At 63.8% G+C, this 13,769-nt stretch carries 10 protein-coding genes; 4 read left to right on the top strand and 6 right to left on the bottom strand.

Annotated elements, in window-relative coordinates; translation table 11 throughout:
• Positions 1–2: 2 nt before the first annotated feature.
• From DC366_RS07530 to DC366_RS07520, 3 genes are all read right to left on the bottom strand, one after another.
• Positions 3–1,487: a type I secretion system permease/ATPase gene (locus DC366_RS07530; protein WP_108691579.1), complete on the bottom strand. Its 1,485-nt coding sequence runs from the start codon at positions 1,485–1,487 to the stop codon at positions 3–5.
• A 13-nt stretch (positions 1,488–1,500) separates the two neighbouring features.
• The gene (locus DC366_RS07525) at positions 1,501–3,513 is read right to left on the bottom strand and encodes a type I secretion protein ATPase (protein ID WP_108691578.1); all 2,013 of its coding nucleotides are present in this window, start codon (positions 3,511–3,513) and stop codon (positions 1,501–1,503) included.
• A 152-nt stretch (positions 3,514–3,665) separates the two neighbouring features.
• Positions 3,666–5,420 (bottom strand): hypothetical protein, encoded by a 1,755-nt coding sequence (locus DC366_RS07520; protein ID WP_165802870.1) that lies wholly within the window; start codon positions 5,418–5,420, stop codon positions 3,666–3,668.
• A gap of 801 nt (positions 5,421–6,221) precedes the next feature.
• On the opposite strand from DC366_RS07520, the gene DC366_RS20250 reads away from it, so the two are divergent.
• On the top strand, positions 6,222–6,869 hold the full coding sequence (locus tag DC366_RS20250) for a helix-turn-helix transcriptional regulator (RefSeq protein WP_243405069.1): 648 nt from the start codon (positions 6,222–6,224) through the stop codon (positions 6,867–6,869).
• On the top strand, positions 6,866–7,360 hold the full coding sequence (locus DC366_RS07510; RefSeq protein WP_108691576.1) for a hypothetical protein: 495 nt from the start codon (positions 6,866–6,868) through the stop codon (positions 7,358–7,360). The genes DC366_RS20250 and DC366_RS07510 overlap by 4 nt, the downstream gene beginning before the upstream one ends.
• A 45-nt stretch (positions 7,361–7,405) precedes the next feature.
• On the opposite strand, the gene DC366_RS07505 is transcribed toward DC366_RS07510, so the two are convergent.
• A complete protein-coding gene (locus tag DC366_RS07505; protein WP_108691575.1) occupies positions 7,406–8,869 on the bottom strand; it encodes an NAD(P)(+) transhydrogenase (Re/Si-specific) subunit beta in 1,464 nt (487 codons plus the stop codon).
• 13 nt (positions 8,870–8,882) lie between these two features.
• On the bottom strand, positions 8,883–10,451 hold the full coding sequence (locus DC366_RS07500; RefSeq protein WP_108691574.1) for a Re/Si-specific NAD(P)(+) transhydrogenase subunit alpha: 1,569 nt from the start codon (positions 10,449–10,451) through the stop codon (positions 8,883–8,885).
• Positions 10,452–10,729: 278 nt separating this feature from the next.
• On the opposite strand from DC366_RS07500, the gene DC366_RS07495 reads away from it, so the two are divergent.
• Together DC366_RS07495 and DC366_RS07490 are read left to right on the top strand one after the other, a co-directional pair.
• Entirely contained in the window at positions 10,730–11,647 is a 918-nt protein-coding gene (locus DC366_RS07495; protein ID WP_108691573.1) for an MBL fold metallo-hydrolase, read from the top strand.
• Positions 11,644–12,588: an MBL fold metallo-hydrolase gene (locus DC366_RS07490; protein WP_108691572.1), complete on the top strand. Its 945-nt coding sequence runs from the start codon at positions 11,644–11,646 to the stop codon at positions 12,586–12,588. Before DC366_RS07495 ends, DC366_RS07490 begins: the two co-directional genes overlap by 4 nt.
• Positions 12,589–12,591: 3 nt before the next feature.
• On the opposite strand, the gene DC366_RS07485 is transcribed toward DC366_RS07490, so the two are convergent.
• Positions 12,592–13,653, bottom strand: a complete 1,062-nt coding sequence (locus tag DC366_RS07485) for a YeeE/YedE family protein (protein WP_108691723.1) — start codon at positions 13,651–13,653, stop codon at positions 12,592–12,594.
• Positions 13,654–13,769: the final 116 nt, after the last annotated feature.

The following is a 13,769-nucleotide window of genomic DNA, read 5'->3' as shown; positions in this document are numbered from 1 at the left end:
TTTCATCCTTGTGGCTGGGCGCGGCCGGGCAGATTGCCGCCGCCGCCCGTTTTTCTCAGCGCCAGTTGCTCCAGCACCTGCGCGCGGTGGCCGAACAGCGCCAGGTTGCCGTCGGCAAGCAGCATGATCTTGTCCACGACGCTCAGCAAAGACGGCTTTTGCGTGATCACGACCACGGTGATGCCGTTCTCGCCAGCGTGGCGGATCGCGTTGGCCAATGCCTGATCGCCCGCGGCATCAAGGTTCGAGTTCGGCTCGTCCAGCACCAGAAAGCGGGGGTTGCCGAAGAACGCACGCGCCAGCGCGATCCGCTGTTTCTGCCCGCCCGACAGGGGCGAGCCGTCGGCGGCCACTTGAGTCTCATAGCCGTGGGGCAGCATCGCGATCATGTCATGCACATCGGCCAGCAGGGCGGCGCGGTGGATATCCTCGTCGCGCGCGCCCATCCGCATACGGGCGATGTTGGCCTTGATCGTGCCGGGAAACAGCTGCACGTCCTGCGGCAGATAGCCGATATTCTCGCCCAGCTGGCGGGTGTCCCAGTTGCGCAGGTCCATCAGGTCCAGCCGCACGTTGCCCGATGTCGGCAGGATCGACCCGACCAGCATCTTGCCCAGCGTCGTCTTGCCTGCGCCGGAATTGCCGATTATGGCCAGCGAATCGCCGGGATTGAGGCTGAAGGTCAGCCCGTTCAGGATGACCTGCTTGGTGCCGCCGGGCACGTAAAGAAGCCGCTCGACATTCAGCCGCCCCTCTGGATTCGGAAGGCGCAGTTTCTCGAACCGCTGGACCGAGTTGTGCATCAGCGCCTTGATCCGGTCAAAGGCCGAGCGGGACAGGATGAACCCGTTCCACCCTTCGATCGCACCCTCGATAGGGGCCAGTGCACGTCCGGCGATGATGGAGGCGGCGATCACCATGCCACCGGTAATCTCGCCCTGAATCGCAAGGTATGCGCCCCAGCCCAGCATCGCGATCTGCGTCAGCAGCCGCGCCCCGCGCGACACCGCGGCCCAGATGATGTTGCGGTCCTGCGCGCGCACCTGCGATGTCAGCGAACTGGCCGTGTCGCGCCCCCAAAGCGCCACCATGTTGGTCGCAAAGGTCAGCACCATGACGAAGGCAAGGTTGCGGCGCACCACGCAGACGCCCTTGTTCAGCTGCTGAACGAACTGGTCCGGCCCCGCGCGTTTGTGAAACCCCGGTGTGCCCCCGCCTCCGCCGCCCCCGCCGCCGCCATCACCGGCCTTGCCGGGCGGCTTGCCGCCCCCGCCGACCTTCATGATCGGGCCGTTATCGGAATCGATCTGGTCGCCGCCCAGTCCACGTGCGAGCCGACTGGTCTTGAACCCGGCATCCGCCTTGTCCTTGACGGGCTGCCCCGGATTCAGCGGAGGCAGTGGGTCGGCGCGGCGCGCGGTCTCGCCGGTATCGGCGTCGGGTGCAAGGCTGGCGGCACATTTTGTCTTGATGTCGTCGAGGCTCATGTTCGGCGTCCTTTCAGGCGAGCATTGTTTGCATCAGGTCAGGCGATGCATGGCCTTCGGCGGGCGTCGGCGTGATCGCAGTGTCGAGTTGTGGAAGGTCCGGCTCCAGCATGCCATCGGCCAGAAAGGCGACGGCGCCGGGCGTCAGCGGGGGCATCTGCGTGCCCAGGGGATCGGCGTCCGTGTCGATCAGCTCGGCCTGATAAAGCAGCGCATCGTCATAGACCTCGCCCCCTACCATCACCGCGGAATCGGTGCCGAACTGCGTGATGCTGGCCAGGTTGATCAGCGCGTTCGAGCCGGTGATGATCTCGGCGGCGGCGCCGGTCGCGGTCTGAAACTCGCCAAGCGCCTGATGGACCTGATCGGAATCGCCCAGAACATTCGTCTGCTCCAGCCAGTTGACCGTCGTCAGATCGCCTTCGATGTACAGAACCCTCAGAAGGTCGACCCCCTCGAAGAGCGAGTCGCGCGCCACGTCCGCGTCGATGGTGGTCCCCCCCGCCGCAAGGCTTTCACCCGCGGCGGCGAAAGGCGCGGACATCTCGCCATACTGATCGAGCCCGATGCCGGTGATCTGCGCGCCGTTGAACAGCAGGTTGTCGCCTGCCCTGACACCCGCGAGAATACCCGCGCCGCTATAGGTGATCGCGTCATTGTCGAGCAGCACGTTCACCTGATCGATCCAGTTGACCGTGATCATCGCCCCCCCGACGATTATCAGGTCATAGCCAAAGCCCAGTTGCGACAGGGTGGTCAGGTTGACGATGGTGTTGTCGCCCAGACCCAGAAACAGGTCCGAGCTGCCAAAGGTTATCTCGGCGCGGTCGTGATCGGTCTGAAAGCTGTACTGGCTGACATGGTTCAGCGCGATCAGATCGCCCTCGATCCGCGTGACCGCCCAGTTGGACGGCAGCGTCGGCGCGCCCGATCCGTCTGGCTCGTCCCCCTCCTCGGGAGCCAGCGACGAGGCGACGGACATCGCCGCGCTGTTGATGCTGGCCGAGGGCATCACGCCGCCCGCGGCGCCCGCCGTATGCTGGACCATCAGGTTGGTCTGCATGATCGCGTTCAGATGAATGACATCGCCCATCACCGCGATGACGGGCGCATCCAGCCACGCCGAATTTATGGCAACCTGATTGACCATCGAATTGCCGCCCGCCACGACCAGGTTATGTGCGTCGATATCGGGCCGGTAGGGCAGTGGCGCGTCGCTTTTCGCAAGGCCCGCAAAAGGATCGGGCGCCGCGGCGCCCTCCTCGTCGCCGTCCCGGCCCGCCTTGGCCTTCAGGTAGGCGGGCATGACGTCGTCCAGCCGGACCAGATCGGTGGCCGCCTCGCCATTCTGGACGGTGCCGAAGGCCTGCGCGCCATGCGCCGTGTGTTCGGATGTCGTCGCCATCTGGCTGCCGTCGAACGCGCCAATCAGGCTGTGCAGGTGAATGGCGCTGGCTTGCGCGTTCGGTCCGGGCATGAGGGCATCGGCGCCGAGCCCCGCGGTCACGCCCTCGGCATGGGCGTGGTAGGCGCCCAGGGCCTCCAGATATACGGCAGGATCGACGAAGGTCGTCAGGCCGTCGCCCATCAGGATGATGTCATCGTCAAACAGCACCGCCATCTGGAGCGTGACAACCGCCACGGCGCCGGGCGGCTCCAGCCGAAAAGCCGGTGCGGCGCCGCCGCTGATGGGCTGCGTGTAAAGCGCCTTGACCACGGGCAGGTCGGCGGGGGCCGCGATGCCAATCTGAACGGGGTTTTCAAAATAGGGTCGGTTTGGCCAGAGCGGCTCCAGCGGCGGCGCAGGTGGCGGGCTGTCCGCATAGGCAAGGCGCGGCGCGAAATCGCCCAGCTCGTAGGGCGACGTGAAGGCAAACGATATCGGGGAGACGGGATCAATGTCCGGTGATTTCACGTCGAGCGCCCTGAATGAGGCATACTCGTCGCGCAAGCGCTGATCTTCGGTATCGAGGTGGAAAATCCCGATCATGTGAGCGACCATTTCGGTCACTTGGTCCAACGTCATCGCAGCCCCGCTTTCAACAATATCTGGCTGCCTGCCCCGGTTGTTCTGTTGTCTTTATTGCGCAGTCGCCTGCGAGCCTTGAATGATCTTCATCCGGTGATGAAAATGCCGGGCCCGGCATGTGCCGGACCCGGTGTTCTTTACGCTAGCGCTTATGCACCGTCGCCATCGTCGCCGATGTAGCTGGAGCTGAACGAGCCGCCGACGACTGTCATATCGACAGTGTTGCCCAGGACGTTCGCACCCAGCACCACGGTCTGGTTGAACGCGCTGGTGTCGATCTGCGACGCGGCCGAGGCGAAGGATTCGCCGGTGACAAATCCGTCGTCACCGTTGTTCGAACCCCACATCCCGGCGTTGCCGCCAGCACCGCCGCCGCCTGCAAAGGCGTCACCGGCATCACCGGCACGTCCGCCGCCGGCATAGGTCCCGCCCACATAGGCCTGACCGCCGAAGGCATCGCCAGAGGAGCCGGCATGGGCGTGTCCGCCGGCGCCGTTTCCACCGTCACCGGCATAGGCGCTGTTGAACCCGCCCGAGCCGGTTGCCGTGTTCATGGCGTCCGCATGACCATGGGCCCCGCCGCCGGCGCCGCCTGTGGCGTCACCGGAGGTGGCTTCGCCAAGGCCAAGTCCATAGCCGCCGGACGATGCGCCCGCACCGCCGCCGTCACCGCTGGCACCCAGACCGATCCCTTGGCCTGCGCCCAGCGCATCGGCGTCCGAATTGCCGGTCGAGCCGTTTTCAGCGCCCGCAAGGCCCAGGTTCAGAAGGCCCAGACCGCCGCCGATCGCTCCTGCGTCGCCAGTGTTGGAGCTGTCCGCACCCGCGCCAGCCGCGCCGACGCCCGCGCCGATGCCGCCGGCATCACCCGAGTCGCCACCACCGGCAGCCGCGCCTGACAGGCCAGTGCCGCCGCCCAGACCGGCCGCGATGGATCCGGCATCGCCAGCGTCACCGCCGGTTGCACCGGCACCCGCACTCGCACCGCCAAGGCCCAGACCCAGCCCGACCGCATTGGCCGCTGCGCCGTTGCCACCGGCGCCGCCCGTAGCACTCGCGCCGCCGCCGCTACCGCTGGCGCCGCCAAAGGCACCTGCTGCGCCGCCGATGCCCAGACCGCCCAGAGCTCCGCCACCGGTGGAGTTGGCCGTACCGGCGCCGTTACCGCCGGCCGCGCCTGCGGCGATGCCGTCATCGGACGTCGCCGTGCCACCCTTGGAGGTGTTGGTCTGGGACATGGTGCCGCTGTTGGAGACATTGCCAAGTTGATCGTTGTCGACCAGCTTGTTGCTCTGCGCGTTGACGGTGGCCGAATCGTTTCCGGCGCCGTTCAGCGCGTCGTTCAGGATGTCATCGAGGTTCATGTCATCGCCGGGGCTGTAGCTGATGTTGCCCTTGGCCATGATGAAATCGCCCGCTGTCGACCCTTCCATGTCGATATCGGCAAAGTCGTCATCGGTCGGCACCCATCCCTGCATGCCGATATCGACCCCGACATGTACATCGGTGTGCGAGCTGTTGGCGTTCAGGTTGCCGTTCGCATTGATGTTGCCGTTGCCGTTCAGGTTGCCATTGGCGTTCGACGTGGCGTTGGCATTGGCGTTGGCGTTCCCGTTGTGGTTGCCGTTGCCATTGTCGTTACCGTTGTGATTGCCGTTGCCATTGAGGTTGCCGTTGCCGTTGAGGTTCCCGTTTCCGTTAAGGTTCCCGTTGCCGTTCCCGTTGTGATTGCCGTTGTTATTGTCGTTATCACTGTGGGACGCTTGCGTCTGGCCCTGGCCCTGAAGCTGCGCCTGAAGCTCGGCTTGCGCCTGGCCCTGGTGCTGATCCTGGTCCTGATCCTGGCTTGAGCTGCCATTGCCGCCCCAGAAATTGAGGCTGTTCCATGTGTTCTTGGTACCCATTTCGGTATCTCCTGAAAGACATCTGATGGACCGCCACTCTGTTAAAAGCGGTCATCGGTCAGATGATGTTTACGGTTGATTAGGAATTGGTATGGCAGGCTGCGCGTCGGTCATTGCCCGAACGGCCTGGGCCGCTGCGGCGCCGCGAAAGCGCACCTGTCCTGATGTGTTCGTGTGAAGTCCCCCCTTTTTCGTCGCGCACACCTCTCCCGGACCCTGCAAAACAGGTTCAGATGCCAGTTACTCATCAAAGTGAGGATCCGGTTGGATGTGCTGGTTTTTGCTTGCGCCGCGGCAGATTTCTGCGGCCCTTTAATCGTCGGTCAACAGTGGTTAACGCGATAGCTGCACAAAGTAACTACTCCACGCATGCCTGTAAGATGCTGATATAAAATGGATATTTGCCCCAGTCTATCAAAGGGACTAGTTACAATAGTTAATTTTGGGCAACGCAAGTTAGTGCAAGATTTAGGAAGGTCAATATAGAATCAGAATCATGATGAGCATTGAGCAGACTTTCGCCCGTGAATGTGGTACTCTGAATGTAGTTAAGTAACTTTATCGACGTGCTTACCGCTGAATTAACACGGTAATCAGACGTTCTGATCGGGTCGCGTACTGCCCGATGCAGCGAGAATCCACGTTCGTTATTTAAACGCCGCCCCGGCTTGGGGGTCGGAATTTACGGGTTGGGTCTGCTGTTGTGGACGTATTTGGAACCTGGAAAGAAATTTGTACGATATGGCACAGAATCGCACTAGCGCGCAGCGAAATTCGGAGGGCATTTTCATCGGAAGTGCCATGGTTTTCTCGGACACCGCGATCAACCTTGCGATCGAGCAGATCCCCTGCATCACGTTCCGCCGCATGCCGAAAATTTCGGATTTGCTTGCGCTGGATGACGTCGAGGCGGCCGACGTGCGGCTTGTCGCGGTGGACGAATGCCTCTTGCCGGAACTGCAATCCTGGGCCGGCACGCTCCGGCGGACATTTCCGCAATGCCTGCTCGCACTGGCCTATCGCAATCCCGACATCGCCCGGCGCCTGATTGAAGAGGCGTCCCGGTTCTCCGGCTGCGACGCTATCGGTTTCCTTCCGATGCGGACCGAGATGGATCGCTGGCTGTCTGTCCTTCGCCTGCTGGTCTGGGGCGAGCGTTATGTTCCCGCCGATCTGATGAATGGGGTGAGCGAGAGCCCGTCGCGCACGAGGCCCGCCAGTGCGGACACGTTTCACGACGTCCGCCTGACCGCGCGGCAATGCGACGTCCTGCGCGCGGCCGCCGCGGGCAAGCAGAACAAGATCATCGCCGAGGATCTGGGTCTGTCGCAGCACACCGTCAAACTGCACATGCACCACATCATCACCAAGCTGGGCGTCAGCAACCGGACCGAGGCGACGCTGTGGTACCTGTCGAATCCCAATGTGACGCCGGGACGCAAATCATGACCGCCCCGGCCCCCGAGTTCGATACGTTCCTGCTGTTGATCGGCAAGCTGAATTACGCGTGGTCCAACACCGAAAGCACCCTGATCCACATCATCGCCGGCCTTGGCGCGATGGACAAGGAAACCGCGACCATCGTTTTCCTGACGCTGAACACCGCCCGCGCGCGCCTTGATCTGGTCGAGCGGTTGTCGAAACTGCCCCGCGTCGAGGCGGCGGACCGCAAGCGCCTGCTGTCCCTGACCGCGCGCATCCAAAAACAGTCAGCCCTGCGCAACCGCTATAATCACTGCATCTATGCCTTCGACAGCGAGGGCGCGAACCCGCGGACCATCCTGATGCGCATCGCCGATCGCAAGGACAGTCTGAAGATGGGGCACGTGGTTCCGATGGACGCGTCCGCCGCCGACGGGATCATCGCCGCGATCGACGAGCTCGGCCAGATCAGCCGCGACATCTGGCGCGTGATCGAAGATTTCGGCTATCCGCACTGACCGCCGCCGGGTCGGAGCGCCGACGCGATTGATTGGCCGAAGTTCTCACTCGATTTTCGGCAACAGCGACGTGATCGACTCCTTGGCGTCGCCATAGAACATGCGGGTGTTGTCCTTGTAGAACAGCGGGTTTTCGATGCCCGAATATCCCGTCCCCTGACCGCGCTTCGACACGAAAACCTGTTTCGCCTTCCACACTTCCAGCACCGGCATTCCCGCGATGGGGCTGTTCGGATCGTCCTGCGCGGCGGGGTTCACAATGTCGTTCGAGCCGATCACGATGGCAACGTCGGTTTGCGGGAAATCGTCGTTGATCTCGTCCATTTCCATGACGATGTCGTAGGGAACCTTCGCCTCGGCCAGCAGCACGTTCATGTGGCCGGGCAGGCGCCCCGCGACAGGGTGGATGGCAAAGCGCACGGATTTTCCGGCGGCGCGCAATTTCGTGACCAGATCCGACACCGCGCCCTGCGCCTGCGCCACGGCCATGCCGTAGCCCGGCACGATCACGATGCTTTCTGCCTCGTTCAGCGCGTTGGCGACGCCATCGGCATCAATCGCCACCTGCTCGCCCTCGACCTCCATCGCGGGGCCGGCGGTGTTGCCGAAGCCGCCAAGGATGACCGAGATGAACGAGCGGTTCATCGCCTTGCACATGATATAGCTAAGGATCGCGCCCGAGGAGCCCACCAGCGCGCCCGTCACGATCAGCAGATCGTTGCCCAATGAGAACCCGATCGCCGCCGCCGCCCAGCCGGAATAGGAGTTCAGCATCGACACGACCACCGGCATGTCCGCCCCGCCGATCCCCATGATCAGGTGGTAGCCGATGAAGAACGCGAGCAGCGTCATCAGCAGCAGCGTCCACACCCCCGCGCCCTGCATGAATAGGATCATCAGCAGCAGCGACAGCGCCGCCGCGCCCGCATTCAGCGCGTGACCGCCGGGCAGTTTTTCCGCCTTGGAGGTGATCTTGCCCGCCAGCTTGCCGAAGGCGACGACCGATCCGGTAAAGGTCACCGCGCCGATGAAGACGCCGAGGAACACTTCAGCGCGCAGGATCGTGCGCTCGACGCCCGTTTTATGCGCCAGCGTTTCGGCAAAGCCGGTCAGCCCCTGCCGCGCCCACCACGCGTCACCTGCATCCGCAGGCATCGCGGCCTTGAGCGCCAGCACCGATTCCAGCTCCAGATAGGCGTTGAAGCCGATGAATACCGCGGCCAAGCCGACGAAGGAATGCAGCGCCGCCACCAGCTGCGGCATTTCCGTCATTTCGACGCGTTTGGCCACATACCAGCCCAGCACCGAGCCGCCCGCGATCATCACCAATATGATGAACCAGTTGCCTATGCCGGGGCCGAACACCGTCGCCACCACCGCGGCGGCCATGCCGATGATGCCATACCAGACGGCGCGCTTGGCGCTTTCCTGTCCCGAAAGCCCGCCCAGCGACAGGATGAAAAGGACGGCTGCCGCGATATAGGCCGCGGATACGATTCCGAGTGTCATTAATGCTGTCCTCTCAGGATTTCTGGAACATCGCCAACATGCGGCGCGTCACGAGGAAGCCGCCGACAATGTTGATGCTGGCGATAAAGACCGACACCGCGGCAAGCAGCACGACCAGCCACGAGCCGGAGCCGACCTGCAGGAGCGCACCGAGGATGATGATGCCCGAAATCGCGTTCGTCACCGCCATCAGCGGCGTGTGCAACGAATGCGACACGCCCCAGATGACCGAGAACCCGATGAAACAGGCCAGCACGAAGACGATGAAATGGCTCATGAAGCTTTCGGGGGCAAAGGCGCCGATCAGCAGCATGATTGCGGCGCCAATGGCCAGAAGGGTGGCTTGCGTCTTGGTCTGCTTGCGAAAGAGGGCCAGCTCCTGCGCCTTGCGCTCCGCAGCGGTGGGGGCGGGCGCGGTCTGTTTCGGCTTGGCGGCGATCGCCTGCACCTTGGGCGGCGGCGGCGGATAGGTGATCTCGCCCGCGTGGACCACGGTGGCGCCGCGGATGACGTCATCGTCCATGTCATGATGAATCTGGCCATCCTTTTCGGGGGTCAGATCGGCCATCATATGGCGAATGTTGGTGGCATAGAGGCTGGAGGCCTGCGCGGCCATGCGGCTGGGAAAATCGGTATAGCCGATGATGGTGACGCCGTTTTCGGTGACGATCTTTTCATCCTTCACCGTCAGCTTGCAGTTGCCACCCTTTTCTGCGGCCAGATCGACAATCACCGATCCGGGCTTCATCGCCTTGACCATGTCCTCGGTCCAAAGCTCGGGCGCCTCGCGGTTCGGGATCAGGGCGGTTGTGATGACGATGTCGATATCCGGCGCCAGCTCGCGGAACTTGGCCAGTTGCGCCTCGCGGAATTCGGGGCTGGAGACGGACGCATAACCACCCGTTGCCGCGCCGTCCTGCGCCTCGTCAAAATCCAGATAGACGAATTCGGCGCCCATGCTTTCGACCTGCTCAGCCACTTCGGGGCGCACATCAAAGGCCAGCGTGACCGCGCCCAGCGACGTGGATGTGCCGATCGCGGCAAGGCCCGCGACGCCCGCGCCGATGACCAGAACGCGCGCGGGGGGCACCTTGCCCGCCGCCGTGATCTGTCCGGTAAAGAAACGTCCGAAGTTGCCGCCGGCCTCGATCACGGCGCGGTAGCCGGCGATATTGGCCATGGATGACAGCGCGTCCATCTTTTGCGCGCGGCTGATGCGCGGCACCATTTCCATGGCGATGACGCTGGCGCCGGATTTGCGCGCGGCCTCCATTCCCGCATCATTCCCCGAGGGATCGAAGAAGCTGATGAGTGTCTGGCCCTTCACGAGCCGCTTGAGCTCAGTGCCGGTCGCAGGGCGCACCTTGGCAATGATGTCGCTGCCCTTCCACAGCGCGGCGGCGGTTTTCACCACCTCGACGCCCGCGGCCTTGTAATCGGCATCGGCAAACCCGGCCAGCCGCCCCGCGCCGCTTTCGATCGCGCAGTCATAGCCCAGCTTTTGCAACTGCGCGGCACTGTCGGGCGTCATGGCGACGCGCGCCTCGCCCTCGGAAACTTCCTTCGGTACACCAATCTTCACGTTCGACCATCACCTCAATTGCCGCCACCTGCGCGCTTTGGCGGCGCGGTTGGCTGTGCGCGTTTCTTGCGGATGTGCGCGTCCGCGACGTCATATCCGCTTATATGCAAACGTTCTGCATCATGACAACGGCGATGGTCGCGCAGCCCGCCTGCGATAGCAAGCCTCGCGTCACGGCAGGGCCGGTGGGGGCCCGGGCCGTCAAAGCAAGACTTGTGTTTGAACGAATGATGATGTGATATTCAGGGAATGGAATTTGTTATCCAAAAGGGGGGATCATGCAGATCGACAGAAGGCAAATGCTCGCCGGGTTGAGCGGGCTGGCGCTATCGGGTGTGCCGTCCATGTCGCTTGCCCGCAGCGCGATGCAACTGGGCGAGGGCGCGGTGATCGCGCTGAGCGATGGCAACCTCGTGCTGCCCGCCTCGTTCTTTTTCGAGGGCCTGCCCGAGGATGAGCTGGACCTGATCCTTGCCAGGCACAACGTGCCACGGGACGAGCTGACGCCGCCCTGCAATCTGACCCTATTGCGGCAGCCCGGCAGAACGGTCCTGTTTGACGCGGGCGCCGGTCCGGCATTCATGCCCAGCACCGGCAAACTGCTGGACAGTCTGGAGGCCGAGGGGCTGGCGCCCGACGACATCACGCATGTCGTCTTTACCCATGCGCATCCCGATCACCTGTGGGGCGTTCTGGACGATTTCGATGACCCTGTCTTTGGCTCGGCCGAGCTGATGATCGGGCAGGCCGAATGGGATTACTGGACCGATCCCGACACGGTGGACACCATCGACGAAGGGCGCGCATCCTTTGCCGTCGGCGCCGCGCGGCGGCTGTCCGCGATCGAGGATCAGGTGACATTCTTCAAGGGCGGGGACGAGATCCTGCCTGGTGTCATGGCCCATTCCACGCCCGGCCACACCCCCGGCCATATGTCGTTCGAGATCCGCGACGGCACAAGCGCCGTGATGGTCATCGGTGATGCCATCGGCAACGATCACGTCGCGTTCGAGCGCCCGGGCTGGGCCATCGGCTCGGATCAGGACACCGATCTGGGCGCGCAGACGCGCGTTCGGCTGCTGGATCAGTTGGCCACGGACGACATTGCCATCATCGGATTTCATCTGTCGCATGGCGGGCTGGGCCGGGTCGAGCGGGCCGGAGATAACTATCGTTTTGTTGCAAAGGACGCATGATGCGCTGGATAATACCTTTCATTCTTGCGGCCACCGCCGCCCATGCCAGCGAGGATATCGCGGACAAATATCCCGGCTCGCTGCTTTACAACAAACAGTTCGAGGTGATCCCCGGCGTCTTTTCCGCAATCGGCGCCACCGCCCCGCCCACCTACGAAAATGCGGGCCATAACAACAACCTCAGCTTTATCGTGACCGGCGAGGGCGTGGTCGTCGTCAACGGCGGCGCGGCCTACGGTCTGGCCAAGGCGCTGCACGAGGAGATCCGCGCCGTCACCGATGAGGAGGTCAAGCTGGTCTTCAACGAGAACGGGCAGGGGCATGCCGTGCTGGGCAACAATTACTGGGCCGAACAGGGCGTGCCGATCGTTGCGCATGTCGATGCCGCCGAGGTGGTGGCGCAATATGGCGGCACGATCCTTGAGGACATGAAGGGATATAACAAGGACCGCGCCGAAGGGACCGAGGTGCAAGGCCCGACCGAGACGTTCGAGGATGAGTATATCGTCGAGATGGGCGATTTCCGCATCGAGGCGCGCTATCTCGGCCCGGCCCATTCGCCCGGCGACATCGTGATCTGGCTGCCCGAGCAGAGCCTTGTCATCTCCGGCGACATGGCCTTCCACGAGCGGCTCTTGCCGATCTTTGCCGATACCTACACCGCCGACTGGCTGGAGACATGGGACAACGAATTCGAGCCGCTGGGCGCGACCTATGTCATCCCCGGTCACGGGCATCCGACGAACATGGCGCAGGTGCGCCGCTTTACCAGGGATTACCTCGTCTATCTGCGCGGCAAGATCGGCGCGCATCTGGAGGCGGGCGGCGGGCTGGCCGATGCCTATTACGTTGATCAATCGCCCTATGCGCGTCTGGACACGTTCGACGAGCTGGCAACCAAGAATGCCGGCCGCGTGTTCGAGCAGATGGAATTCGAGTGACGCTCAGGCGGCCTTGACCGCGAATCCCGGATCGAGCAGGCGGTGCGTGACCATCGCCCCGATCCACATGCAGAACACCGCCAGCCAGCCGGTGACGGCAAAGACCGACCCGCCCGACATGCCCGCCCCCACGGCGCAGCCCCCGGCCAGCATGCTACCGAACCCCATCAGGACGGCGCCGATCAGATAACGCTCCATCGGGGTGCCGCGGCCGAACCGCTCGATCCGGAATTCGCGCGTGGCAATCGCCATCAGCGCAGAGCCGGCAAAGACACCGGGCACCAGCCCGACGCCAAAGCCAAGCGGCAGGCGCACATTGTCGACCAGCCCCATCAGCGTATCGGTCGACGGGCCGGTAAAGGTGATCGACGAGATCGGCACGACCTCGAACGAGATCTGCGAAATGGCAAAGGTCAGCACCCAGCCAAGCGCCACGGCAAGCCCAACGACAACGGCGGCCATCGCATGCGTGAGCGGCACCAGCTTGCGCCGCGCCAGCCCCAGCGAGATCAGCAGCAGCGCCGCAGCGATGATGGCCGCGGCGCCCGCAGGCAGACCCACCAGCGCCAGGATATCGCGCGCCTTCCCGCCATCCACCAGCCACAGCGACGCCAGCCGTTCGCGAAGCGGTGACAGAACCCCGCGCAGCGACGCCTGCGCCGCAAGCGTCAGGACCAGCCCGCTGACGATGGCGCGCAGGTTGCCCGTGGCCGACAGCACCAACAGGCGGCTGGCGCAGCCGCGCGCCAGGATCATGCCGCAGCCAAACATCAGCCCGCCGATGATCGCGCCAGACAGGCTGCCGGTGGTGGCGATCTGGCGCGACGTGCGGACATCCAGAAGGTCCAGCGCGATCAGCCCCTGCGCGGACGCGACGGCCGCGGTGAAGGCGATCAGCCAGATATAAAGGCGCGGGCCGAACACGCCTTCGGACACCTCGACGGACGCGGCGCGCAAGCAGAACCGCGAATGTTGCGCCGCCGCTCCGAAAATCAGCCCGGCCAGCGCGCCAGCCATCGCCAGAACGGCGCCGTCGCCATAGCGGTCCAGCAAAAACTCCAACATGTACCGGTCCTTCTGCTTGTGCCCGGCGTGCCGGACGGCGCGACTATTGCACGGCGTCCGGCGGCGCGCCGTGTTCCAGCGCAAACTCAGCACAAATTCCTGCCGCCCTTTTCTAA

It is taken from the genome of Pelagivirga sediminicola, from assembly GCF_003072125.1.
Taxonomy (GTDB): domain Bacteria; phylum Pseudomonadota; class Alphaproteobacteria; order Rhodobacterales; family Rhodobacteraceae; genus Roseovarius; species Roseovarius sediminicola.
The sequence above is the reverse complement of the archived record's forward strand: the minus strand, read 5'-3'. Positions and strand labels throughout refer to the sequence as shown.

Excerpts from the sequence above, each read along its gene's own strand:
- DC366_RS07530 (WP_108691579.1), bottom strand. The coding sequence starts at position 1,487 with ATGAGCCTCGACGACATCAAGACAAAATGTGCCGCCAGCCTTGCACCC.
- DC366_RS07525 (WP_108691578.1), bottom strand. The coding sequence starts at position 3,513 with ATGACGTTGGACCAAGTGACCGAAATGGTCGCTCACATGATCGGGATT.
- DC366_RS07520 (WP_165802870.1), bottom strand. The coding sequence starts at position 5,420 with ATGGGTACCAAGAACACATGGAACAGCCTCAATTTCTGGGGCGGCAAT.
- DC366_RS20250 (WP_243405069.1), top strand. The coding sequence starts at position 6,222 with ATGGTTTTCTCGGACACCGCGATCAACCTTGCGATCGAGCAGATCCCC.
- DC366_RS07510 (WP_108691576.1), top strand. The coding sequence starts at position 6,866 with ATGACCGCCCCGGCCCCCGAGTTCGATACGTTCCTGCTGTTGATCGGC.
- DC366_RS07505 (WP_108691575.1), bottom strand. The coding sequence starts at position 8,869 with ATGACACTCGGAATCGTATCCGCGGCCTATATCGCGGCAGCCGTCCTT.
- DC366_RS07495 (WP_108691573.1), top strand. The coding sequence starts at position 10,730 with ATGCAGATCGACAGAAGGCAAATGCTCGCCGGGTTGAGCGGGCTGGCG.
- DC366_RS07490 (WP_108691572.1), top strand. The coding sequence starts at position 11,644 with ATGATGCGCTGGATAATACCTTTCATTCTTGCGGCCACCGCCGCCCAT.
- DC366_RS07485 (WP_108691723.1), bottom strand. The coding sequence starts at position 13,653 with ATGTTGGAGTTTTTGCTGGACCGCTATGGCGACGGCGCCGTTCTGGCG.